This is a genomic window from Micromonospora endophytica (assembly GCF_003236305.1).
GTDB lineage: Bacteria > Actinomycetota > Actinomycetes > Mycobacteriales > Micromonosporaceae > Micromonospora > Micromonospora endophytica.
This window is the reverse complement of the sequence record NZ_POTX01000049.1, coordinates 1-22161: the sequence shown is the minus strand read 5'-3', so window position 1 is coordinate 22161 and position 22161 is coordinate 1. Positions and strand designations below refer to the sequence as shown.

23 protein-coding genes, 2 tRNA genes and 1 pseudogene are annotated in these 22161 nt (G+C 71.8%); 17 read left to right on the top strand and 9 right to left on the bottom strand.

All coding sequences use genetic code 11. From position 1 onward, the window contains the following. The first annotated feature begins 24 nt into the window (after positions 1-24). Positions 25-702, top strand: coding sequence for a hypothetical protein (locus C1I93_RS10240; protein WP_111243009.1), 678 nt, complete (start codon positions 25-27; stop codon positions 700-702). A 5-nt stretch (positions 703-707) separates the two neighbouring features. On the opposite strand, the gene C1I93_RS10235 is transcribed toward C1I93_RS10240, so the two are convergent. Then, positions 708-2006, bottom strand: coding sequence for a zinc-dependent metalloprotease (locus C1I93_RS10235; protein ID WP_181445105.1), 1299 nt, complete (start codon positions 2004-2006; stop codon positions 708-710). A gap of 115 nt (positions 2007-2121) precedes the next feature. On the opposite strand from C1I93_RS10235, the gene C1I93_RS10230 reads away from it, so the two are divergent. The 6 genes from C1I93_RS10230 (at position 2122) to C1I93_RS10205 (ending at position 8079) form a co-directional block, all read left to right on the top strand. Beyond that, positions 2122-3135, top strand: coding sequence for a YlbL family protein (locus C1I93_RS10230; protein ID WP_111243007.1), 1014 nt, complete (start codon positions 2122-2124; stop codon positions 3133-3135). Between the two features lie 102 nt (positions 3136-3237). Next, positions 3238-6222 carry a UPF0182 family membrane protein gene (locus tag C1I93_RS10225; protein ID WP_181445104.1) on the top strand — a complete coding sequence of 995 codons (2985 nt, stop codon included), beginning with the start codon at positions 3238-3240 and terminating at the stop codon, positions 6220-6222. Between the two features lie 183 nt (positions 6223-6405). Next, positions 6406-6479, top strand: a tRNA-Met gene (locus C1I93_RS10220). A 127-nt stretch (positions 6480-6606) separates the two neighbouring features. After that, positions 6607-6680: transfer RNA gene (locus C1I93_RS10215), tRNA-Met, on the top strand. 225 nt (positions 6681-6905) lie between these two features. Next, positions 6906-7148: a hypothetical protein gene (locus tag C1I93_RS10210; RefSeq protein ID WP_111243005.1), complete on the top strand. Its 243-nt coding sequence runs from the start codon at positions 6906-6908 to the stop codon at positions 7146-7148. A 97-nt stretch (positions 7149-7245) separates the two neighbouring features. Then, positions 7246-8079, top strand: a complete 834-nt coding sequence (locus tag C1I93_RS10205; RefSeq protein WP_111243004.1) for a phosphoribosylaminoimidazolesuccinocarboxamide synthase — start codon at positions 7246-7248, stop codon at positions 8077-8079. A 5-nt stretch (positions 8080-8084) separates the two neighbouring features. Here the strand turns inward: C1I93_RS10205 and C1I93_RS10200 are convergent, their stop codons facing one another. Further along, a complete protein-coding gene (locus C1I93_RS10200) occupies positions 8085-8555 on the bottom strand; it encodes an ATP-binding protein (RefSeq protein ID WP_111243003.1) in 471 nt (156 codons plus the stop codon). A 116-nt stretch (positions 8556-8671) separates the two neighbouring features. Here C1I93_RS10200 and macS point away from each other — a divergent pair, with 116 nt between their 5' ends. Together macS and C1I93_RS10190 are read left to right on the top strand one after the other, a co-directional pair. Continuing rightward, positions 8672-9790, top strand: coding sequence for a MacS family sensor histidine kinase (gene macS, locus C1I93_RS10195; protein WP_181445103.1), 1119 nt, complete (start codon positions 8672-8674; stop codon positions 9788-9790). A gap of 2 nt (positions 9791-9792) precedes the next feature. Next, the gene (locus tag C1I93_RS10190) at positions 9793-10449 is read left to right on the top strand and encodes a response regulator (protein WP_111243002.1); all 657 of its coding nucleotides are present in this window, start codon (positions 9793-9795) and stop codon (positions 10447-10449) included. An 18-nt stretch (positions 10450-10467) separates the two neighbouring features. On the opposite strand, the gene C1I93_RS10185 is transcribed toward C1I93_RS10190, so the two are convergent. Together C1I93_RS10185 and C1I93_RS10180 are read right to left on the bottom strand one after the other, a co-directional pair. Next, positions 10468-11043 (bottom strand): DUF5709 domain-containing protein, encoded by a 576-nt coding sequence (locus C1I93_RS10185; protein ID WP_111243001.1) that lies wholly within the window; start codon positions 11041-11043, stop codon positions 10468-10470. Positions 11044-11128: 85 nt separating this feature from the next. Next, the gene (locus tag C1I93_RS10180; protein WP_111243000.1) at positions 11129-12121 is read right to left on the bottom strand and encodes an SDR family oxidoreductase; all 993 of its coding nucleotides are present in this window, start codon (positions 12119-12121) and stop codon (positions 11129-11131) included. 136 nt (positions 12122-12257) lie between these two features. Here C1I93_RS10180 and C1I93_RS10175 point away from each other — a divergent pair, with 136 nt between their 5' ends. Continuing rightward, positions 12258-13460, top strand: a complete 1203-nt coding sequence (locus tag C1I93_RS10175; RefSeq protein ID WP_111242999.1) for a glycosyltransferase — start codon at positions 12258-12260, stop codon at positions 13458-13460. On the opposite strand, the pseudogene C1I93_RS10170 reads toward C1I93_RS10175, so the two are convergent. From C1I93_RS10170 to aroA, 4 genes and pseudogenes are all read right to left on the bottom strand, one after another. Continuing rightward, positions 13415-14336 (bottom strand): annotated as a pseudogene (locus C1I93_RS10170) (DMT family transporter). The gene C1I93_RS10175 and the pseudogene C1I93_RS10170 sit on opposite strands and share 46 nt — an antisense overlap. Positions 14337-14395: 59 nt before the next feature. Further along, entirely contained in the window at positions 14396-15199 is an 804-nt protein-coding gene (gene hisN / locus C1I93_RS10165; protein WP_111242997.1) for a histidinol-phosphatase, read from the bottom strand. 97 nt (positions 15200-15296) lie between these two features. Beyond that, the gene (rsgA, locus tag C1I93_RS10160) at positions 15297-16253 is read right to left on the bottom strand and encodes a ribosome small subunit-dependent GTPase A (RefSeq protein WP_111242996.1); all 957 of its coding nucleotides are present in this window, start codon (positions 16251-16253) and stop codon (positions 15297-15299) included. Positions 16254-16392: 139 nt separating this feature from the next. Beyond that, on the bottom strand, positions 16393-17694 hold the full coding sequence (aroA, locus tag C1I93_RS10155) for a 3-phosphoshikimate 1-carboxyvinyltransferase (protein ID WP_111242995.1): 1302 nt from the start codon (positions 17692-17694) through the stop codon (positions 16393-16395). A gap of 103 nt (positions 17695-17797) precedes the next feature. Here aroA and C1I93_RS10150 point away from each other — a divergent pair, with 103 nt between their 5' ends. The 5 genes from C1I93_RS10150 to rsrA all read left to right on the top strand — a co-directional run bounded on the left by C1I93_RS10150 (position 17798) and on the right by rsrA (position 21059). Further along, positions 17798-18505, top strand: coding sequence for an SOS response-associated peptidase (locus C1I93_RS10150; RefSeq protein WP_111242994.1), 708 nt, complete (start codon positions 17798-17800; stop codon positions 18503-18505). Between the two features lie 197 nt (positions 18506-18702). After that, positions 18703-19095 (top strand): WhiB family transcriptional regulator, encoded by a 393-nt coding sequence (locus C1I93_RS10145; RefSeq protein ID WP_111242993.1) that lies wholly within the window; start codon positions 18703-18705, stop codon positions 19093-19095. Positions 19096-19123: 28 nt separating this feature from the next. Beyond that, a complete protein-coding gene (locus C1I93_RS10140) occupies positions 19124-19735 on the top strand; it encodes an alpha/beta hydrolase family protein (RefSeq protein WP_111242992.1) in 612 nt (203 codons plus the stop codon). A 219-nt stretch (positions 19736-19954) separates the two neighbouring features. Then, positions 19955-20770, top strand: a complete 816-nt coding sequence (locus tag C1I93_RS10135) for a sigma-70 family RNA polymerase sigma factor (RefSeq protein ID WP_181445102.1) — start codon at positions 19955-19957, stop codon at positions 20768-20770. Between the two features lies 1 nt (position 20771). Then, a complete protein-coding gene (gene rsrA, locus C1I93_RS10130) occupies positions 20772-21059 on the top strand; it encodes a mycothiol system anti-sigma-R factor (RefSeq protein ID WP_111242990.1) in 288 nt (95 codons plus the stop codon). Positions 21060-21178: 119 nt separating this feature from the next. Here rsrA and C1I93_RS33240 read toward each other — a convergent pair whose 3' ends face one another. Continuing rightward, positions 21179-21253, bottom strand: a complete 75-nt coding sequence (locus C1I93_RS33240; protein WP_370461611.1) for a 50S ribosomal protein bL37 — start codon at positions 21251-21253, stop codon at positions 21179-21181. Positions 21254-21463: 210 nt separating this feature from the next. Here C1I93_RS33240 and C1I93_RS10125 point away from each other — a divergent pair, with 210 nt between their 5' ends. After that, positions 21464-21679: a biotin/lipoyl-binding carrier protein gene (locus C1I93_RS10125; protein ID WP_111242989.1), complete on the top strand. Its 216-nt coding sequence runs from the start codon at positions 21464-21466 to the stop codon at positions 21677-21679. Next, positions 21676-22161 (top strand): GNAT family N-acetyltransferase (locus tag C1I93_RS10120; RefSeq protein WP_111243019.1); only part of this gene is annotated, 486 nt, incomplete at its 3' end. The genes C1I93_RS10125 and C1I93_RS10120, both read left to right, overlap by 4 nt.

Below are 22161 nucleotides of genomic sequence, written 5' to 3'. Positions count from 1 at the left end.
GGGCAGCGGGCGTATGGTCGGGAAATGGCCAGACGTGTGGTGGTGGCGCTGCTCGCACCGGTCCGCTGGGCGCCGCCCGGCATCGACCCGACCCAATGGCGTACGGCGCTCGCCGAGGACGTGGTGGACCTGCTCGCCACCCTCAACGAGGTGGACACCGCAGTGGCGGTGACCGCGGCCGACCGCTGGCTGGCCGAGGCGGTGCGCTGGCCCGGCACCACCGTCTACGAGGTGCCCGAGCCGACCCCGAACGCCGTGTTCGCCGCCGTGGTCGCGGGCCCGGGACCGGCGGCCGAGGGCTCTGGACCGGGGGCGGAGGGCCTGGGGCCGGCGGCCGAGGGCCGGTACGAGCAGGTCGCCGTGATCGCCGCCGACGCACCCGACCTGCCCGGCCTCACCGTGGGAAAGCTGCTGCGCCCGTTGACCAGCCGTCCGGTGGCGCTCGCCCCGGTCGACGGTGCTGTCCCAGGGCTGTTGGGCGTGGCGGCTCGACTTCCCGTACCGGCCTGGTTGCCGCCACTGGACCTGGACGCCACGGTGCCCGCGGCCGTGCGCGCGACGGCGCCCCGCCCGGGTGACCTGGCGGTGACGCCGTCCTGGCATCGGCTGCGCGGCCCGGCGGACCTGGCGCGGCTCGACCCGGCACTCGACGGGTGGGAGAACACCCGTGCCCTGCTCGCCGGGACCGGCCAGACGAGCTGACCAGGTCAGGAACGCGTCTCGCCGCCGTCGCTGTCGTCGGGGCGCTCCGGCTCGCCCGGTGCCTTCTCCTCCGGCCCGCCCGGTGCGGAGAAGTCGAAGTTGTCCAACTCGGTCATCAGGTCGACGTCGGCCATCGCGAAAGCCACCGGGTCGGCGAAATCGTCGTCGGAGGGGAGCAGGTCCGGGTGGCCCCAGAGCGCGTCCCGGCCGGAGATGCCCCGATGCTCGGTGAGCGCTGCCCAGAGCGCGGCGGCTTCCCGTAGCCGGCGGGGTCGCAGCTCCAGGCCGACCAGCGCGGCGAAGGTCTGCTCGGCCGGACCACCGGCGGCCCGGCGGCGGCGGAACGCCTCACCCAGCGCCACCACGTTCGGCAGCCGGCCGTTCGCGGCCTCGTCGACCACATGGCAGACCCAGCCCTCCACCAGGGCGAGGGCGGTCTCCAGCCGGGCCAGCGACGCCTTCTGCGCCGGGCTGTCCTCCGGGGTGAAGATGCCCTCCAGGGCGATCGCCTGCATCGACTCCGGGTCGGTCGGATCGACCCGGCCCATCGCCTCCTCGATCGCCTCCCGGTTGACCCGGATGCCGGCCGCGTACGTCTCCACTGCGTTGAGCACGTGCCCGCGCAGCCACGGCACGTGCTCGAACAGCCGCTGATGTGCCGCCTCGCGCAGGGCCACGTAGAGGCGTACCTCGTCCTCGGAGAGCTCCAGGCCCTCGCCGTAGCTGCGGATGTTGGCCGGGATCAGCGCAGCCGTGCCGGCCGGGCCGAGCGGCAGGCCGATGTCGCCGGCGGAGAGCACCTCCGCGGCCAACGAGCCGAGCGCCTGGCCGAGCTGGCCGCCGAAGAGCGCGCCGCCGAGGGTGGCCACCATCGACTGCATCGGGCCGAGCTGCGCCCGTGCCTCCGGCGGCACCAGGTCGCCCATCGCGCCGACCATCCGGCTCGCCACCGGATCGCAGAGCTTGCGCCAGACGTCGAGGGTCTTGAAGATCCACTCGTTGCGGTTCCAGGCCACCGCGGTCCGGATGCCCGAGGGCAGCGCGGAGGCCGGTTCCAGCCAGAGATCGGCGATCCGCAGCGCCTCTTCCACCGCGTTGCGCTCGTACGGCGAGACCGCCGGGTCGCCCGCCGCGGCGAGCTGGCTGGCCGCGACCTGGCGGGCGAGGTCCCAGTTGACCGGCCCGCTCCCCGGCGCGGAGAGCAGGTGCTGCAACTGCGACATGAACTGCTGCATCTGCGCGGGGTCGTTGGGGTCGGGCGGCTGCCCACCCGGTAGCGCGAAACCGAACGGAATATCAGGCACGACATCTACGGTACGCGGGCCACGCCCCAGGTCGGGTGCGCCGACGTTGCGCTGAGGGCGGAAGTCGTCGTCGTGCCGCCGAGGCGCGGTCGTCCGGATCGGTACGCTCTGCCGCATGAGACGTCGCGGCGTGACCGTCCTGCTCGGTGCTCTCCTCACCGCTCTGCTCAGCATCGGGGTGCTCGGTGCGCCCGTGCCGTACGTGGTGCTCGGCCCTGGACCCACCGTCGACACCCTGGGCCAGGAGGACGGCAAGGAGGTGATCCAGGTCACCGGCCGGGAGACCTCCACCTCCGCCGGTCAGCTGCGGCTGACCACGGTGGGTGTGCAACCCGGCGTCAAGCTGCGTTCCGCGATCCAGGGTTGGCTCTCCGACGAGCAGGCGGTGGTGCCCCGCGAGCTGGTCTATCCGCCGGGGGAGACCCAGGAGCAGGTCGAACAGCGCAACGCCGAGGACTTCCAGGTCTCCCAGACCAGCGCGGAGACCGCCGCGCTGCGGGAGTTGGGGTACGAGGTGCAGGTGGTGGTCAAGACGGTGGCCGCCGACGGCCCGTCGGCCGGGGTGCTCCAGCCGGGAGACGTGGTGACCTCGGTGGACGGCGAGCCGGTGCCACTCGCGGCCCGGCTGACCGAGGTGATCAGGTCGAAGCCGGCGGGCACCGCGCTGCGGATCGGGTACACCCGCGCCGGCACCGCCGGCACCGGCACCGTCACCAGCCGCGAACAGGACGGTCGGCCCCGCATCGGCATCGAGATCGAGCAGCAGCAGCCGCACCCGTTCACTCTCTCCTTCGACCTGAAGGACATCGGTGGCCCGAGCGCCGGTCTGATGTTCGCCCTCGGCATCATCGACAAGCTGACCCCGGAGGATCTGACCGGTGGCCGGGTCATCGCGGGCACCGGCACCATCGACGACACCGGTCGGGTCGGCCCGATCGGCGGCATCCCGCAGAAGCTCGTCGGCGCGAAGCAGGCCGGCGCCACGGTCTTCCTGGTGCCGGAGGCAAACTGCGCCGAGGCCGTCCGCAACCGCCAGCCGGACCTGCCGTTGGTGAAGGTGGGCTCGCTCGACGAGGCGCTGGCGGCACTGGAGACGCTGCGCTCCGGCGGTGCACCGACTCGCTGCTGATCGCCTGCTCCGACACCTTGCGCGGACGCATTCAGAAACACCCCGTACTCTGGGTGCCTGGTCGGAGCCGATCATATCGAGCGTGCGGAGCCAACAGTGGTCATGCGTAGCAGCAGCCCCCTGCCGAGGATGAGCCGACGTGGACGCGTCACGATCGGTGTTCTGATCGGGGTGTTCGTCTTGTTCACCCTGCTCGGCTGGGGTGTTCAGGCCTGGACCGACTGGCTTTGGTTCTCGGAGGTCGACTACACCGCGGTCTTCCGCGGCGTGCTCGTCACCCGGCTGCTGCTCTTCCTGGCCGCCGCGGCGGCCATGGCGGTGATCGTGGGCGGCAATCTCTGGCTCGCCCAGCGGCTGCGCCCCCGGCATCGTCCGCACTCGCCGGAGCAGGCCACGCTGGAGCGCTACCGGATGCTGCTCGGGCCCCGGCTCGGGCTGTGGATCGGGGCGGCGGCGGCGATCGTCGGTCTCTTCGCCGGCCTGTCGGCCCAGAGCCGCTGGAACCAGTGGCTGCTCTTCCTGCACGGTGGTGAGTTCGGTGTCGACGACCCGGAGTTCGGTGTCGACGTCGGCTTCTACGTCTTCCAACTGCCGTTCTGGCGGTTCCTGCTCGGCCTCGGCTTCACCGCGGTGGTGCTGGCGCTGATCGGCTCGCTGGCCGTGCACTACCTGTTCGGCGGGGTGCGCCTGCAGGGCGTGGGTGACCGGATGAGCAATGCCGCCCGAGCCCACCTGAGTTCGCTCGTCGCGGTCTTCGTGCTGCTCAAAGCGGTCGCGTACGTGTTGGACCGGCGCTCGATGCTGCTGGAGTACAACGACGGGGTGGGCGTCTACGGCGCCGGGTACGCCGACATCAACGCGCTGCTGCCGGCGAAGGAGATCCTCGCCTACATCTCCGTGGTGGTGGCGATCGCGATCATCGTCTTCTCCAACGCCTGGATGCGGAACCTGGTCTGGCCGGGCATCTCGCTGGCGCTGCTCGGCGTCTCGGCGGTGGCGATCGGCGGCATCTACCCCTGGGCGGTGCAGACCTTCGAGGTCAAGCCGAGCGCCCGGGACAAGGAAGCGCCGTACATCCAGCGCAGCATCGAGGCCACCCGCGCGTCGTTCGGACTGGACATCGCGCAGAACTCGGCGTACGCGGCGAGCAACCTGAACCCGCCGGAGAGCCTGGCCACCGACACCTCGGTGATCCCGAACGTCCGCCTGCTCGATCCGCAGTTGGTGAGCGAGACCTACACCCAGCTGCAGCAGGTCCGTGGCTTCTACGACTTCGGCCCGAAGCTCGACATCGACAGGTACACGATCGACGGCAAGACCCAGGACTACGTGGTGGGCGTCCGTGAGATCAACTACGGCGAGCTGACCGCCCAGCAGAGCAACTGGATCAACCGGCACACCGTCTACACCCACGGGTACGGCGTGGTGGCCGCGCCCGCGAACCGGGTGGTCTGCGGTGGCCAGCCCTTCTTCGTCTCCGGCTCGCTCGGCGAGCGGACGCAGGAGAGCTGCGCCTCGCCCAACGACCTGATCCCCGCGAACCAGCCCCGGATCTACTACGGCGAGCGAATGAACGACGGCGACTACGCCATCGTCGGCAAGCCCAACGCGGAGGGCAACCCGGCCGAGTTCGACCGGCCCGCCGGTGAGAGCGGCGAGTCGCGGGAGTCCTACTACACCTACACCGGCGAGGGTGGCGTCGAGATCGGGTCGTTCACCCGGCGACTGCTCTACGCGATCAAGGAGCAGGAGGCGAACTTCCTGCTCTCCGAGGCGGTCAACGAGAACTCCAAGCTGCTCTACGTCCGTAACCCCCGGGACCGGGTGGAGAAGGTCGCGCCCTTCCTCACCCTCGACGGCGACCCGTACCCGGCGATCGTCGACGGTCGGGTGCTCTGGATCGTCGACGGCTTCACCACCTCGGCCACCTACCCGTACGCCGAGCGGGTCAACCTCCAGTCGGAGACCACCGACGAGCTGACCGGCCGGGGCACCATCCAGCTGGCCCGGGAGAACGTCAACTACATCCGCAACTCGGTCAAGGCGACGGTGGACGCGTACGACGGCACCGTCACCCTGTACGAGTTCGACGAGAACGACCCGGTGCTCAAGGCGTGGAACAAGGCGTTCGGCGGCGATCTGATCAAGCCGCGGGCGGAGATTCCGCAGGCACTTGTCGAGCACTTCCGCTACCCGGCGGACCTGTTCAAGGTGCAGCGCAACCTGCTGACCCGGTTCCACGTCACCAACCCCGGCGACTTCTACTCCGGCCAGGACTTCTGGCAGGTGCCGAACGTGCCGGACGCACCGGACAGCGGGGTCAAGCAGCCGCCGTACTACCTCTACACCCAGTTCCCCGGTCAGGACGCGCCACGCTTCCAGCTGACGAGTGCGGTCACCCCGAACGGCCGGCAGAACCTGGCCGCGCTGATCTCCGGGTCGTACCAGGACGGCAAGCCGACGTTGCAGGTGCTGGAGCTGCCGGACCAGACCGCGATCTCCGGGCCGGTGCAGGTGCACCAGCGGATGACGAACACCAACGCGACGATCCGGCAGCAGTTGAACCTGCTCTCGTCGAACCAGGCCCAGGTGCAGTACGGCAACCTGCTCTCCCTGCCGTTCGGCAACGGGATGCTCTACGTGGAGCCGGTCTATGTGAAGAGCAACCAGCAGGACGCGTACCCGCTGCTGCAGAAGGTGCTGATGTCGTACGGCGACGGTGGCTCGTACGTCGTACTTGCCGACAACGTGGCCGACGGGATCGAGCAACTCGTCGAGCAGGGCAAACAGAACCCCAATGCCCCGCCACCGGCTGCCGAGGAGCCGCCGGCGGACGGTGAGGAGCCCTCGGCATCGCCGTCGGCGACGCCGTCGGCAACCCCGCCCGCGCCCACCGGCGACCTGACGGCCGCCGCCAACCAGGTGCAGGCCGCGATCACGGAGGTGCGGGCCGCGCAGGCGTCCGGTGACTTCGAGCGGTACGGCCGTGCGCTGAAGGCGCTGGACGAGGCACTCACCGCGTTCCAGCAGGCCCAGCAGGCGGCCGGAGGTGCGGCACCGAGCGCTGACCCGTCACCGAGCGGCTGAGGCGTACCGGAGCACGGTCTCCTCGTCGCGGACGCGGCGGCGTACCGGTGAATCGATCAGGGCCCGCGGCCCGTGACCTGTGGTCGCGGACCGCGGGCCCGCTCCGTTGTCGGGCAGCGACTGAGCCGTTCCGCCTGTCGTTTTGCAGCGGACCGGGGTGGTGCGCTACGGTGGATCTACCGACGCGGGGTGGAGCAGCTCGGTAGCTCGCTGGGCTCATAACCCAGAGGTCGCAGGTTCAAATCCTGTCCCCGCTACTGCACGGCAAAAGCCCCGGATTCGTCCGGGGCTTTTGACTGCCCGCCATTCCTGTCGCAGTGGAGACCGGATGGGTGGGGGTGGGTGATCGGCGCACCGAACGGTGCGGTATGGTTGATCTACCGACGCGGGGTGGAGCAGCTCGGTAGCTCGCTGGGCTCATAACCCAGAGGTCGCAGGTTCAAATCCTGTCCCCGCTACTGCAGGTCAGAGGCCCCGGATTCGTCCGGGGCCTCTGACTTTTTCCCGGGGCCCGCTGTGCCCGGGGCCCGCTGGGCCCGCTGTGCCCGGGGCCCGCTGGGCCCGCTGTGCCCGGGGCCCGCTGTGCCCGGGGCCCGGTGTGCTCGGGGCCTGGTGTTCCCGGCCCTTGTCGACACGAATGTGGTTCGGCGGCCGGAGTTGCCCGGGTCGGCGAGGATGGGGCCATGTCTTCCTTCGGCAAGTGGTGGGGGCGGCTCGGCACGCTCCTCGGTGCGGTCGTGTTGTCGGTGTTCGTGCCGGTCGCCGCGTGGGCCTCGACCGGCACCGGCGAAGTCGTCGTCGAGGCCGCCCGGCGGCGTGGCGGCGGCTTCGGAGTCTTCGGTTTCCTGAGCCTGCTCTGCTGCCTGGCGGTGGTGGCGGTGGTCGTCCTCCTGCTCATCCGGCTGACCCGCAACCGTCGGCGTTGATTGCCGCGGGGGTTGTTAATAAGGGGCCCTTTACCTACCGCAGGCGTTAATAAGGGGCCCTTTCTTTCGCCTGATGCGGGAGTGGTGTACTTGCCTCGTGGAACTTCTGCACTCGGGCAAGGTCAGGGATCTCTACGCCGACGGGGACGATCTGATCCTGGTCGCTTCGGACCGGGTCTCGGTCTACGACACGGTGCTGCCGACCCCGATTCCGGACAAGGGCAAGCTGCTCACCGCGCTGTCGCTGTGGTGGTTCGAGCAGTTGGCCGACCTGGTGCCGAACCACGTGATCTCGGCGACCGACGTGCCTGCGGAGTTCGCCGGCCGGGCGATCCGCTGCCGCCGGCTGGAGATGGTGCCGGTCGAGTGCGTCGCCCGGGGCTACCTCACCGGTGGCGGCCTGAAGGAGTACGAGAGCACCGGCGCGGTCTCCGGCGTCGAGTTGCCGCGTGGCCTGGTCGAGGCGGCCATCCTGCCGGAGCCGATCTTCACCCCGACGACGAAGGCGCCGGTGGGTGAACACGACCAGCCGATGACCTACGCCGAGGTGGTGGAGAAGGTCGGCGCGGAGACCGCCGAGCGGCTGCGACAGGTGACGATCGAGGTCTACTGCCGGGGCGCCGAGCTGGCCGCGGACCGGGGCATCCTGGTCGCCGACACCAAGATCGAGCTGGGCTGGGCGGCCGACGGGACGCTGCTCCTCGGCGACGAGGTGCTCACTCCCGACTCGTCGCGGTTCTGGCCGGCCCAGTCGTACCAGCCGGGCCGCGCGCAGTTCTCCTACGACAAGCAGCACGTACGGGACTGGGCCACCAGCAGCGGCTGGGACCGGCAGGGCCCCCCGCCCGAGGTGCCCGCCGAGGTGGTGGCGGCCACCCGGGCCCGCTACATCGAGGTCTACGAGAGGCTCACCGGCAACCGCTGGGAGTGAGCCGGTCAGTCGTGCCGGTGGCGGCCGATGTGCTGCTCGGTGGGAACGGTCGCGGTGATGATGCGTACCGTGGTGCCGGCGGAACCGGTCTCGACCTCCATCGCGTCGGTCAGTTCACGGGCCAGCCACAGGCCCCAGCCACCGGCGGTGTCGGGTGCCGGCCGGGCCCGGTCGTCGAGACGCTTGACGCTGATGCCGGAGCCGTGGTCGGAAACCTCGCAGAGCACCAGCCCGGGCTCCTGCCACAACCGCAGCCAGCCCTGCCCGCCACCATGCCGGACGGCATTGGTGATCAGCTCGTTGACCGCGAGCACGAAGTCGTCGAGGCGGTCGTCACGCAGCCCGGCGGAGCGCGCGCAGGAGGCGACCGAGTGACGAAGCTCGGTCACCTGGGCCTGGTCGAAGGCGTCGGCGATCAGGAGGGCGTGTTCGATGGGCACCACCGTACGCGGTCTGGGGGGTTCTGCGTTCGTCATGGCCCCGTCCCGACAGGAGATCGCGGAAGCTTACGCGGCATTTCCCACCGTACGTCAGTATTCACGCGACCGCTCGTCCGAGGGACCTCGTGGGCGGCTGTGGCATCGTGACGCACGTGCCTGTACCCGGTGGTTTCGAGGTCCCGCTCTGGCGGGCCATCGCGGTGTACCGGGTGGCCTCCCTGGCGTACGTCTGCCTGGTGGTGGCCCGCGACGCGGACCAGTACGCCCACCCGCTCGCCGCCGCCGCGCTGGTGCTGGTGATGGCGGTCTGGACCGCCGTCACCGCGGTCGGCTACGCCGAACCCTCCCGACGCGGCTGGCCGCTGCTGCTCGCCGACCTGGCCGTGGTGGTGGCGATCCTGCTCGTCACGCCCGCGGTGATGGGCGGGGCCGCGCTCGCCGCCGGACTGCCCACCCTGTCGGTGGCCTGGCTGGGTGGGCCGGTGCTGGCCTGGGCGGTCTCCGGCGGACGGCGACGCGGCGCGACGGCCGCCCTGGTGCTCGCCGCGACCGACCTGGGCACCCGGGGCATGGTCACCTCCTACGGGCTCAACGGCGCGATTCTCATGCTGCTCGCCGGAGTGGTGGTCGGGCACGTCGCCCGGCTGGCGGTGAGCACCGAGGAACGCCTCCAGCGGGCCGTGGAGTTGGAGGCCGCCACCCGGGAACGGGAGCGGCTGGCCCGCGACATCCACGACTCGGTGCTCCAGGTGCTCGCCCTGGTCCAGCGGCGGGGCGCCCACCTCGACGGTGAGGCGGGCGAGCTGGCCCGGCTGGCCGGCGAGCAGGAGGTGGCGCTGCGCGAGCTGATCTCCGGTGCCGGGCCGGCCCCGACCGGTGCCGCCGACACCCCGGTGGACCTGCGCGGGTTGCTCGGCCGCTACGCCTCGGCCACCGTCTCGCTCTCCGCCCCGGCCACCCCGGTGCCGCTGCCGCCGCCGGTCGCCCGGGAACTGGCCGCCGCAGCCGGTGCGGCGCTGGACAACGCGGCCCGGCATGGCGGCGGGCGCGCCTGGGTGCTGCTGGAGGACGAGGGTACGGCGGTCACCGTCTCGATCCGCGACGAAGGGCCGGGCTTCGCCCCCGACCGGCTGGCCGAGGCCGCGGCACAGGGCCGGCTCGGCGTGGCCCAGGCGATCCGGGGACGTCTGGCGGAGATCGGTGGAACCACCCGGATCCACTCCGCCCCGGGCAGCGGCACCGAGGTCGAACTCACCGTGCCGAGGAGATGACCATGAATGGCGTACGCGTGATGGTGGTCGACGACCACCCGATGTGGCGCGAAGGGGTGGCCCGCGACCTGACCGAAGCCGGTTACCAGGTGGTGGCGAGCTGCGGGGAGGGCCGCCAGGCGGTCCGGGTGGTCGCCGCGGCCCGTCCCGACGTGGTGGTGCTCGACCTGCAACTGCCGGACATCTCCGGGGTGGAGGTGATCCGCGGGCTGCGCGCGGCCCAACCCGAGGTCCGGGTGCTGATGCTCTCGGCCAGCGGCGAGCAGCAGGAGGTGCTGGACGCGGTGAAGGCCGGCGCCACCGGCTATTTGTTGAAGTCCGCCGCGCAGGCGGAGTTCCTGGCGGCGGTGCGCCGGACCGCCGCCGGGGAGCCGGTCTTCACGCCCGGATTGGCCGGGCTGGTCCTCGGTGAGTACCGCCGGTTGGCCGCCTCCGGGCAGCGTGCGCCGGCCGAGGAGGTGGCGCCCCGGCTCACCGAACGGGAGACCGAGGTGCTGCGGCTGGTGGCAAAGGGGATGTCCTACAAGCAGATCGCCGAACGCCTCGCGCTGTCCCACCGGACGGTGCAGAACCACGTGCAGCACACGCTGGGCAAACTCCAACTACACAACCGGGTCGAGTTGACCCGGTACGCGATCGAACGCGGCCTCGACGACTGAGCGGGACCGGGCCGCCGGTCAGACCGAGTGTGGCGGCTGGGTCTCGTGAATGGCCAGCTCCTCGGCGCTGGCGCCGCCGCCGGCCGCACCCGCGTCGTACGCGATCGAATCGGTCTCCTGGTCGGTGTGGGCACCCTCGTCCGGTTCGACAAGCCGACCCACAGTGGCGTCCGCGACGGTGCCCAGCTGCCCGTGGTCGTAGAGCGAGACCGGGGAGTTCGGGTCGGAGGTGGGGCCCGGGTCGATCACGTCGGCGTCGAGCTGGGCCTGCGCCGCCTGCTCCTGGCTGTCCGCCTCGGCCGCGATGTCCGGATCGACCGGGCCCGCCAGCGGGTCGTCGACCGCCGGCTCGAGCAGCTCCCGGCTGAGCTTGTAGTCCAGCGACTCGCCGTCGAGCTGCTCCTCGGCGGTGGTGCCGAACTCGTCGACGGCCACCGTCGCGCTCCGGTCACCTGGCAACTGCGCCGGGGACGGGCCGTCCGCCTCCCGCCCGGTCAGCACGTCGTCGCCGGCCGTCGAGTCGTCGTCGGCGGTGTCGGGCAGTCCGTCGGCCTCAGGATCGGACACGGGGGTGGGGTACTCGTCGTCGCGCATGCCTGCCCACTACCCGTTGCCCTCCCGCAGTAACCGCCGCCGTCCACGCCGATCGGGTTCGCTTCTAGGGTGGCCTCGGGTTCGCCTAACGTTGGAGCTTGCGGGTCATCGCCGCGACCGTACCGACAGCGGTGCCGGCGGCGGCCAGACCGAAGGCGGTGGTGATCCGGACCAGCTGGCGGCGGCGGCCGTGCCAGCCACCCGCGGGCTGGGCCTCGGCGGCGGGGCGGAAAAGGTTACCGGGGGTGTCCCACTCGGTGCCGGCGGCGAACTGGGTGTGCTGGGCGTACCAGCTCAGGGCGCGTTCGGCCAACGCCGGCGCGAGCCGCCACTGGAGGCCGATCAGGCGGGCACCGCCGCCGACGTACGCCTCACGGCGCGGCCGGCGCAGCAGCCGGACGATCGCCGCCGCCACCAGTTCCGGCGGATACACCGGCGGGGGCGGCGCCCACACCCGGCCGGTGTAATTCGCGGCGTGCCGGAAGAACGGCGTGTCGATGCCGGCCGGCAGCACCGTGCAGACCGAGATGGCACCCCGGCCGGTCACCCGCAACTCCTGGCGGATCGTGTCGGCGAGGCCACGGATGCCGTGCTTGGCGGCGTTGTAGGCGGACTGGTACGGCATCGCCACCTCGGCCAGCACCGAGGCGTTGTTGACCACCACGCCGCCGCCGGCCGCGACGAGATGGGGCAGAGCGGCCCGGATGCCGTACGCGGTGCCGAGCAGATCCACCTCCAACACCCGACGGAACTGCGCGATGGGGATCTCGTCGAAGAGCCCGACCACGCCGACCGCCGCGTTGTTGATCCAGGCGTCGATCTGGCCGAACTCGGCGACGGCGGTGGCGGCCAACCGCTCGACCGCGTCCGGGTCGGTCACGTCGGTGGGTACGACGAGAGCCTGTCCGCCCAGCTCACGGCAGCGCCGGGCGACCTCGTGCAGCGCCGGTTCGGTGCGGGCGGCAAGCACCACGGCGCTGCCGTGGCGGGCCAGGGCGTACGCCGTCGCCGTACCGATGCCGCTGGAGGCACCGGTGATCACGACGGTGGCGTCGGCGAGCGGACGGGTCAGGGGCATTGCGCTCCGGTACCCCGTACGACCGGGTCACATGCCGCCGGTCACATGCCGATCTGCCAGGTTTCGGCTCCTCGGAGCCGGGTTAATGGGACGCTCTGACCGGAGGACCCACCGCTCAACCGCATGGAGGTGACCCATGCGCGTCGGCCTCGTCTGCGCCCACGCCGCTGCGCCGCCGTCTGGCGACGGTACCGTCGTCGGCACTTACCAGCACATCGCACGGGTGGCCGCCGAACTGGCCGAACGCGGCCACGACGTGCGGGTGTACACCCGGCGGGACGACCCTGAATCGGCGGAGAGCGACGCCGTGGACGGCTACCGGGTGCACCGGGCACCCGTCGGGCCGGTCGCCCCGATACCCACCGCCGAACTGGTGCCGTACGTGGCCGAACTGGGCAAGTGGCTCGCCGACCAGTGGGCCGGCGACTGGGCCCCGGAGGTCGTGCACGGCCACTACTGGATCGGCGGACTGGCCGCCGCGCACGCCGTACGCCAGACCGACATACCTGTGGTCCAGACGTTCCACTCGATCGGCATGGAACAGCTGCGGCACCTCGGCCCGCAGTACGACGGCCCAGGCCACCGCATCCCGCTGGAACGGGCCCTGACCAGGGCCATCGACATCGCCGTGGCGCAGTGCAACGACGAGGTGGACGAGCTGACCCGGATGGGTCTGCACCGCGCCTCGGTGGCCATGGTGCCGACCGGTGTGGACACCGATCGGTTCCATCCCGACGGTGAGGCCGCCCCGCGTGACCAAAGACCCCGGATCCTCTCGGTGGGTGGACTCTCCCCGGGCCACGGTCAGGAGGACCTGATCCGGGCCATGCGTCTGGTCGGCGACGCGGAACTGGTGATCGCCGGTGGGCCACCGGCCGACCGGCTCGCCAACCACGCCGAGGCGCGGCGGCTGCGTGAGCTGGCCGAGCGGGCCGGGGTGACCGAGCAGGTGCACCTGGTGGGCGCCGTTCCGCACGAGCAGATGGCCACCTGGTACCGCTCGGCCGACGTGGTCGCCTGCACCCCGCGCTACTCCTCGGCGGGGCGGGTGTCGTTGGAGGCGATGGCGTGCGGTGTTCCGGTGGTCGGCTACGCCATGGGCGGCATCGCCGACACAGTGGTCGACGAGGTGACCGGCAAGCTGGTGCCACCCGGTGACGTACGCACCCTCGGGATGACGCTACGCCGGCTGCTCACGGACAACGCGGGCCGGTTCGCGTACGGGCACGCCGCAGTGGACCGGGTGCGGTGCAGCTACACCTGGGAACGTACCGCGACCGCCCTGGAGCGCCTCTACGAGCGGGTGATCGGCCGCCGCAAACCAGTCGAAGCGGCCTGACCCCGAGCGGCGGTGCGTTTACACCTGGGCCTTGGTGGTGCCGACGACGGCGCGGGTGGTTTCCTTGGCGACGGCGTGGTGGTGCTGTGGCTCGGCGTACCGGGTGAGTCCGATGACCGAGGCGAGGGTGACCAGGAAGCCGATGCCGGCCAGCCACTCCCGACCCGGCCAGATCTTGTCGTTGAGCAGCAGCAGGCCGATGATCGCGGCGGGCACCGCGCCGGCGGCGTCCATGGCGGCCACCGCCGCGGTGGTGGAGCCGCGTTGCATGGCCAGCCCGAGCAGGAGTTGGCCGACGATGGAATGTCCGATGAGCAGGTAGAGCAGCGGGTCGCTGAGGAACGCGGCCCAGGTCGTCGCGGAGGCCAACGGTCGGGCGGCCACCGCGGCGGCGGAGAAGCTCAGACCGGCGAGTGAGCCGAGAGCCACCGAGCCGGGCGCGCCGTGTAACCGGACCGCGAAGAAACCCAGCATCGCGATCACCGCCAAGGCCACCAGCAGAGCGATCATGCCGGCGGTGCCGAGCGGTTTGGACGGTGCCGGTCGGGCGGCGAGCACCAGCGCGCTGATCCCGGCGAAGAGCAGGAGCAGCAGTCCCACCTCGGCCAGCGGCAGCCGCCACTTCAGCACGATCACGCCGAGCAGGGCGGTGACCCCCAGGCCGGCCGCCACGCTCGCCTGCACCAGGAACAGCGGCAGGTCCCGCCGGGCCAGGAAGGCCAGCACGAACCCGCCCACCTGACAGACCAGGCCGACCAGGTAGGTGCGGTGCCCGGCCAGGCGCAGCAGCAGCCCGGGATCGAATGTGTGATGCACTGTGGTGCGGGCGGCGGCAATCGACTGCAACAAATTGGCGATGCCGTACGCGACGATCATCGCCGCCAGGAAACACCAACCTGCGGTAGCCACCTGGCGAGGATAGAGGTTACCGGGCGTCAGTGCGCGGCGGGCTGACCCAGCCGGCCGAGGATGTCGGAATGGAGTCGTCCGTTGCTGGCCACCGCGCTGATATCGGCAGCTCCGGGGACCGGCCGGCCGGCCAGATCGGTGAAAGTTCCGCCGGCTTCGGTGACGATGGGTATCAGTGCGGCCACGTCCCAGAGCGACAATTCCGGTTCGATCATCACGTCCAGCGCGCCCTCGGCCAACAGCATGTAACCGTAGAAGTCGCCGTAGGCCCGGCTACGCCAGCTGTCCCGCATCAACTGGAGCACCGGCTCCAGCCGCCCGGCCTGCTCCCAGCCGCCGAGAGAGGAGTAGCAGACGCTGGCATCGGCCAGCTCGCCCACCTGTGAGACCCGGATCGGCACGCCTCGGGCGGCGTCGGGGCCCGCGTACGCCCCGGCATCCCGCGCCGCCCACCAGCGGCGGTGCAGCGCCGGCGCGGAGACCACCCCGACCACCGGGCGGCCGTCGACGAGCAGCGCGATCAGGGTGGCCCAGATCGGTACGCCGCGGACGAAGTTCTTGGTGCCGTCGATCGGGTCCAGCACCCACTGCCGCGTCCCGCTGGTGGGCGTGGCGCCGTACTCCTCGCCGAGTAGCCCGTCATCGGGTCGTTCCTCGGCCAGCAGGGCACGGATCTCCCGCTCCACAGCGGTGTCCGCGTCGGAGACCGGGGTCAGGTCGGGCTTCGACTCGACCCGCAGGTCGAGCGCGCGGAATCGGGCCGCGGCGATGGCGTCGGCGGCGTCGGCGAGCCGGTGGGCGAGGGCGAGGTCGTCGGCGTACCCGGTCATCCGGACACCGTAGCGACGGGCCCACCTGTCGCCCGCCGGGGGCCACCGCCCGGCTCACTCCGCGCGCCCGCAGCGGGCTCGGGGGCCGCCGGCCGGGTCATTCTGGCCGTCCGCGCGGCTCGGTCTCGCCGCGCGGCTCGGTGTCACCGGCCCGGGAGGCCAGCAACCGGCGGTACGAAGCCAGCCGGCGTGGGTCGGCCCGACCGTCGGCCACCCAGGCGGCCAGTGCGCAGTCGGTCTCGTCGGCGGTGTGCGGGCAGTTCACCGGGCAGTCCACGGTGGCCTCGACGAGGTCCGGGAAGCCGTGCAGCAGGCTCTCGGCCGAGACGTGCGCCAACCCGAAGCTGCGTACGCCCGGGGTGTCCACGATCCACCCGGGATCGTCGTCGGCGCCGGGCAGGGTGGGCAGCCGCAACGCGACAGCGCTGGTGGAGGTGTGCCGGCCCCGACCGATCGCGCTCACCGCGCCGACCGCCCGGTCGGCCTCCGGCACCAGCCGGTTGACAAGCGTCGACTTGCCCACGCCGGAGTGCCCGACGAGCACCGAGACGCGGCCGGCGAGCAGGGCGCGCAGGGCGTCCAGCGCCGAGTCCGGCCGGATCAGCACGTACGGCAGTGCCAACTCGGTGTAGTAGTCGAGCACCGCCTCCGGGCCGGCCAGATCGGCCTTGGTCAGGCAGAGCAGCGGCTCGATGTCCGCGTCGTACGCCGCCACCAGGCACCTGTCGATGAAGCCGGTACGCGGTGGCGGGTCGGCCAGCGCGCTGACGATCACGAGTTGGTCGGCGTTGGCGACCACCACCCGTTCCAGCCGCCCCTCGGCCGTGCTGGCGTCGTCCTCGGCGGTGCGGCGCAGCACCGACCGGCGTGGCGCGATCCGGACGATGCGGGCCAGCGCGCCGGGCGCGCCCGAGGTGTCGCCGACCAGGCCGACGCGGTCGCCCACCACCACCGACTTGCGCCCCAACTCGCGGGCCCGCATCGCGGTGACGATCGGCTCGTCGGCCTCGGCGTCGGCCAGCACGCAGGTGTACCGTCCCCGGTCCACCGCGATGACGAAGCCGTCCCGCGCGTCGGCGTGTCGGGGGCGGGTGCGGGTACGCGGACGCGAGGACTTGCCCGGCCGGACCCGGACGTCGTCCTCGTCGTACTCCCGTCGCCTGGTCGCCAGGGCCGCGCTCCTGCCTGTCCGCTCAGCTCTTGCCGGTCACCATCGCCGACCATAGTGCCGGAAACTCCGGCATGGTCTTCGAGGTGCATGCCACATCGTCAAGATCGATGCCGGGCACGGCGAGCCCGATCACCGCCGCCGCGTGGGCCATCCGGTGGTCGGCGTAGGTCTGGAAGGCCCCACCGCGCAGCGGACGGGGACGGATCTCCAGGCCGTCGGCCGCCTCGGTGACGTCCGCGCCGAGGGTGGTGAACTCGCGGGCCAGCGCGGCCAGCCGGTCGGTCTCGTGACCCCGGATGTGGCCGACCCCGGTGAACACCGAGGGGGAGTCGGCGAGCAACGCGAGCGCGGAGAGCACCGGGGTCAACTCGCTGACGTCCGACAGGTCGGCGTGCAGGCCGTGCACCCGGCCGCTGCCCCGCACGGTCAGCCCCTCGGTGGTGTACGCGACGTCGGCCCCCATCTGCTGCAACAACGGACGGAGCAGCTCGATCGGCTGGGCACTGCCGCGCGGCCAGCCCTGGAGGGTCACCTCGCCGCCGGTGACCATGGCGGCGGCGAAGAACGGCAGCGCACCGGAGAGATCCGGCTCGATCTCCCAGCCGCGCCCGGTCAGCGGGCCCGGCTCGACCACCCAGACGTCGGCGGTGGCGTCGTCGACCGCGGCACCGGCGGCCCGCAGCATGCGTACGGTCATCCGCAGGTGGGGTGCGGATGGTACGGGCGGGCCGACGTGCCGGACCACCAGGCCCCGGTCGAAGCGCGGCGCGGCGAGCAGCAGCCCGGAGACGAACTGGCTGGAGGCGGAGGCGTCGATGACCACCTCACCCCCGGTGACCCGACCGGTGCCCAGCACGGTCAGCGGCAGGCTGCCGGTGCCGGCGGTGTCGATGCGCACCCCGAGCGAGCGCAGCGCCTTGATCAGTGTCCCGAGCGGTCGGGTGCGCGCGTGCGGATCGCCGTCGAAGGTGATCTGCCCGTCGGCCAGCCCCGCCAGCGGTGGCACGAAACGCATGATCGTGCCGGCCAGGCCGGCGTCGACGTGCGCCGGGCCGACGAGTCGGTGCGGCCGGACCAGCCAGCGTTCCTCGTCGGCGATCGACACGTGCGCGCCCATCGCGCGCAAGCCGGCGGCCATCAGCTCGGTGTCCCGGGCCCGCAGCGGTTTGGCGAGCGTCGAGGGCCCGGTGGCCAGCGCGCTGAGCACCAGCGCCCGGTTGGTCATCGACTTGGAGCCGGGCAGTCGGAGCGACGCCGACACGGGGTCGCTGGCGGTCGGGGCGGTCCACGGCTGCGGCGGCCGGGTCGCGGTCAGATTCCCCACGACCCCATTGTGCCGTGTCCCGCGCGGCGCCGGTCCCGGCCCACGCCGCTGCTCCCGGTGGACGGGACAGCCCGGCGGCACGGGACGCGCTAGCGTGTGCGGCATGTGTGGGAGGTACGCCACGACCCGGAGCGCCGGCGACCTGAGCGGGCTGTTCGAGGCCGTCGACGAGACCGGCGGCGGTGTCGTCGCGGACCACAACGTCGCGCCGACCGACCGGGTGCCGCTGGTCCGGGTCACCGCCGAGGGGCATCGGGCGCTCTCGCTCGGCCGTTGGGGGCTGGTGCCCGGGTGGTCCCGGTCGCCCGCCGGCGCCGCTCGGATGATCAACGCCCGGGTCGAGACCGTCGCGACCAGCCGGGCGTACGCTTCCGCCTTCGCCCGCCGCCGGTGCCTGATCCCGGCTGACGGCTGGTACGAGTGGGTGCGCCGGCCAGACGGCAGACAGCCGTATTACCTGACCCCGCAGGACGGTTCGGTGCTCGCCTTCGCCGGCATCTGGTCGGTCTGGGAGGGCCCTGAGGGTGCGCTGCTGACCTGCAGCGTGCTGACCACCGCCGCGCTGGGCGAGTTGGCCGAGGTGCACGACCGGATGCCGTTGCTGTTGCCAGCGCCGCGGTGGGAGACCTGGTTGGGGGCCTCCGCCGATCCGGCCGAACTGCTCACACCCCCGCCGCTCGAATGGCTCGCCGGCATGGAGGTACGGCCGGTGGGGCGGGCCGTCGGCGACGTCCGCAACGACGGCCCGCAACTCATCGCCCGGGTGCCTGAGCCGCAGTCCACGGCACCGGAGGACTCGACGTTGTTCTGATTACCCGGCGTGCATTGTCGGGAGTAATTTGCCGCAGTTGCGGGCGAAACGTCGCTCAGTCGTTCGGACAACTTCCCGGCAGAGTCTTGTGATCGCATCCGCAAATGCGATAGAACACAGCGCCGGTGGGGGTGTTGTTTGCACCTTGTGAACGATCTCCATCGATATTGTTTTTATCCCACGGGGGAGGTGGGTGGATGACCCGGGCGCGTATGCCCCGTCCGCACGAGGTGGCCGCCGCACGGCGTGATCCTCGACTGTTGCGAGCTTTGAGGGAACGCCGGCAGGACGAAGCCTGGCGGACCAGAGGCACCTGCCAGAGTGTCGATCCGGAGACGTTCTTTCCGGCACCGAACGAGCCGGCCGACGCGGCCGTCGCGTTGTGCCGCACCTGCGATGTGCAGGGTTCCTGCCTGGCCTGGGCATTGGAGGTAGGTGACTGTCACGGCGTGTGGGGTGGCACCACACCGCGCGAACGACGGGCCATGCTGGTGGCCTGGCGTAGCGAGGTGCAACCCGATCCGGACGCCGTCGACGAGGCGGGTCCGCCGGTGCGTGACCAGCTGCTCACCCTGGTGCCGTTGAGCTGACCACCGGGCCGGGCCGCAGAATGGGGCGATGCCGTACGACGACGTCCTGAACACCCCGCGCGGTCCGGCGCGGGTCGACACCGACCTGCCCGCCGCGCCCGCCCGGGCACTGCTGGTGCTCGGGCACGGCGCTGGTGGCGGTGTCGACGCCCCCGACCTGGTCGCGCTCCGCGACGCGGCGGTGGCGGCCGGGTTGGTGGTGGTCCGGGTGACCCAGCCGTACCGGGTCGCCGGTCGGCGGGCCCCGGCACCCGCCGGGCATCTCGACGAGGCGTGGACCGCCGTGTCGGCCGTGCTGCGCGACCGCCACCCGGGCGTACCGCTGCTGGTCGGTGGGCGGTCCAGCGGCGCGCGGGTGGCCTGCCGGACCGCGCCCACCGTGGCCGCCGCCGGGGTGGTCGCGCTCGCCTTCCCGCTGCATCCGCCGGGACGGCCGGAGCGCAGCCGGGCCGGGGAGTTGGCCACCGGCGTGCCCACCCTCGTGGTCAACGGCGACCGTGATCCGTTCGGCGTGCCGGCACCGGCCCCGACGGTACGGGTGGTGATCCGGCCCGGCGAGCGGCACGACCTGCGCGGCGACCCGGCCGCGACGGCCGCTGTCGTGGTCGACTGGCTGCGGCGGCACGGCTGGGCCCGGTGAACGGGCGCGGATCGCCGTTTCCGTCGGTCGGGCCGGGTCGTTGCATCCGATGGTGTCGCCCCGCTCACTCCGGGCACCGGCACCGGGCTCCCAGGCCCTTCCTGGTCCCAGCCTCGGCACCTGCCCCGGGCCGGGGCCAGGAATGGGGGCCGGGGTGGAATGCCCCGACCGGCGGTGGGTGTTGAACCCCTCGGACGACCACTTTCGAGGGGGTGACCGGTGCCGACCGAGATCCGGAGCCGGGAACGCGACGAGCGGGAGGCGCGGCAGCTCAGGCGGCTGCTCGCCGGCCCGGACTGGCCGGCGATGGTATCGCCGACCGAGGTGGCGACGGGCACACCCGTCCGAACCGAATCTTCAAGCGGGTCGGGACGCGTATCCTCAGCGGGGAAGCGTCCGACCCGAGGGGATGTGCGGTTGACCACCGAGAAGACGGACGAGCGCAGGGCCCGGTTCGAGCGGGACGCAATGCCATTCGTCGATCAGTTGTATGCGGCCGGGCTACGCATGACGCGTAACCCGGCGGATGCCGAGGACCTGGTCCAGGAGACCTACCTGAAGGCGTACGCGGCCTTCCACCAGTTCGAGCAGGGCACGAACCTGAAGGCCTGGCTGTACCGGATCCTGACCAACACCTACATCAACTCCTACCGCAAGCGGCAGCGGCAACCGGTGCAGGCGCCCACCGAGGAGATCACCGACTGGCAGCTCGCCGAGGCGGAGTCACACACCTCCAGCGGCTTGCGCTCCGCGGAGACCGAGGCGCTCGACCGGCTGCCCGACAGCGACGTCAAGGAGGCCCTCCAGCAGTTGCCGGAGGAGTTCCGGCTGGCGGTCTACCTGACCGACGTCGAGGGCTTCTCCTACAAGGAGGTGGCCGACATCATGGGCACGCCGATCGGCACCGTGATGTCGCGGTTGCACCGCGGGCGTCGTAATCTGCGCAAGCTGCTTGAGGGTTACGCCGCGGAGCGCGGATTCTCCGCCGCGTCGGCGGGCCGGAGTTCGACCGCCGCCAGTGGCCGGGAGGTGTGACGTGAGCTGTGGAGATCCGCACGAGACGGATTGCCGTGAGGTTCTCGCCGAGGTCTACCTCTACCTCGACCTCGAGTGCGAGCAGGAGCGCCGCACCCTGATCCGGCACCATCTCGACGAGTGCGGCCCGTGTCTTCGGGAGTACGGCATCGAGCAGGAGGTCAAGGCGCTGGTGGCCCGCTGCTGCGGCAACGAGTCCGCCCCCGACGAGCTGCGCGAGCGGCTCCGGGTACGACTCACCGAGCTTGTCGTCTTCGAGACCGCCGAGTCGCGCGAACTGGCCGACTGAGCCGCCTCGGCGCTCCGGCGCCGGACACCTCGCCGCAGTTACGTGAAAGCCGGTGGCCCGGGCTGGGCCACCGGCTTTCGTGCGCCGGCCGACGGACAGGCCGCCGCGCGGCGTCCCGATCAGGAGTTGGGGCGCTTGCCGTGGTTGGCGGCGCTCTTCTTCCGGGCCTTCTTCTTCCGAGCCTTCTTCGCCATGCTGACCTCCTCGTGATGGTCGGATCACCCGCGCACGACCTCGGCGCCGATGCACGCACCGGTCCTCCCGGCGCCAGGGTCCGACCCGATGATGCTAGGTCATGCCGGGTCGGGGCCTCGGTGGACGGTTACCGGGCCCGCTACCGGCCCACGGACGACCGTCTCATGATTTGATACGTCGCAGGCAGTCGCGAGAGAAGGGGCCGGGAGATGGCCGAGGAGATCCGCGCCGAGATGGTGGCGAACGTCTGGAAGGTCGTCGCGGCGGCCGGGGACGCCGTGTCCGAGGGGGACACGCTGGTGATCCTGGAGTCCATGAAGATGGAGATTCCGGTGGTGGCCGAGATCGACGGCGTCGTGCAGCAGCTCGCGGTGAACGAGGGCGACGTGGTCCAGGACGGTGACCTGATCGCGGTGATCGGTTGAGTCGCCCACTGGTCCGGCCGGCCGAGCCTGCCGACTTCGCCGGGGTGGCCCGGCTAACCGTCGCCGCCTACGAGACCGATGGGCAGCTGAAGGGCGAGAACGGGTACGCCGCCGTGTTGGCCGACGTGGCCGGCCGGGCCGCGGACGGCGAGATCCTGGTCGCCACCGACCCGGCAACGGGCGAGCTGCTCGGTTCGGTCACCTTCGTCCGGCCCGGCAGCCGGTACGCCGAGCTGTGCGGTCCGGGCGAGGCGGAGTTTCGGATGCTGGCGGTGGACCCGGCGGCGCAGGGCCGGGGCGTGGGCGCGGTGCTGGTCGAGGCGTGCGTCGCCCGCGCGACCGAGCTGGGCTGCACCGCCCTGACGATCTGTGTACGGGACGGCCACGCCGAGGCGGCCCACCGGCTCTACCGGCGTCGCGGTTTCGTCCGCGTCCCCGAGCAGGACTGGTCCCCCCTCCCCACCGTCAACCTCCTGTCTCTT

Excerpts from the sequence above, each read along its gene's own strand:
- C1I93_RS10180 (WP_111243000.1), bottom strand. The coding sequence starts at position 12,121 with ATGCCCCTGACCCGTCCGCTCGCCGACGCCACCGTCGTGATCACCGGT.
- hisN (WP_111242997.1), bottom strand. The coding sequence starts at position 15,199 with ATGACCGGGTACGCCGACGACCTCGCCCTCGCCCACCGGCTCGCCGAC.
- C1I93_RS10190 (WP_111243002.1), top strand. The coding sequence starts at position 9,793 with ATGAATGGCGTACGCGTGATGGTGGTCGACGACCACCCGATGTGGCGC.
- C1I93_RS10225 (WP_181445104.1), top strand. The coding sequence starts at position 3,238 with ATGCGTAGCAGCAGCCCCCTGCCGAGGATGAGCCGACGTGGACGCGTC.
- C1I93_RS10240 (WP_111243009.1), top strand. The coding sequence starts at position 25 with ATGGCCAGACGTGTGGTGGTGGCGCTGCTCGCACCGGTCCGCTGGGCG.
- C1I93_RS10145 (WP_111242993.1), top strand. The coding sequence starts at position 18,703 with ATGACCCGGGCGCGTATGCCCCGTCCGCACGAGGTGGCCGCCGCACGG.
- C1I93_RS10230 (WP_111243007.1), top strand. The coding sequence starts at position 2,122 with ATGAGACGTCGCGGCGTGACCGTCCTGCTCGGTGCTCTCCTCACCGCT.
- C1I93_RS10210 (WP_111243005.1), top strand. The coding sequence starts at position 6,906 with ATGTCTTCCTTCGGCAAGTGGTGGGGGCGGCTCGGCACGCTCCTCGGT.
- C1I93_RS10175 (WP_111242999.1), top strand. The coding sequence starts at position 12,258 with ATGCGCGTCGGCCTCGTCTGCGCCCACGCCGCTGCGCCGCCGTCTGGC.
- C1I93_RS10125 (WP_111242989.1), top strand. The coding sequence starts at position 21,464 with ATGGCCGAGGAGATCCGCGCCGAGATGGTGGCGAACGTCTGGAAGGTC.
- C1I93_RS10185 (WP_111243001.1), bottom strand. The coding sequence starts at position 11,043 with ATGCGCGACGACGAGTACCCCACCCCCGTGTCCGATCCTGAGGCCGAC.
- C1I93_RS10150 (WP_111242994.1), top strand. The coding sequence starts at position 17,798 with ATGTGTGGGAGGTACGCCACGACCCGGAGCGCCGGCGACCTGAGCGGG.
- C1I93_RS10200 (WP_111243003.1), bottom strand. The coding sequence starts at position 8,555 with ATGACGAACGCAGAACCCCCCAGACCGCGTACGGTGGTGCCCATCGAA.
- C1I93_RS10140 (WP_111242992.1), top strand. The coding sequence starts at position 19,124 with ATGCCGTACGACGACGTCCTGAACACCCCGCGCGGTCCGGCGCGGGTC.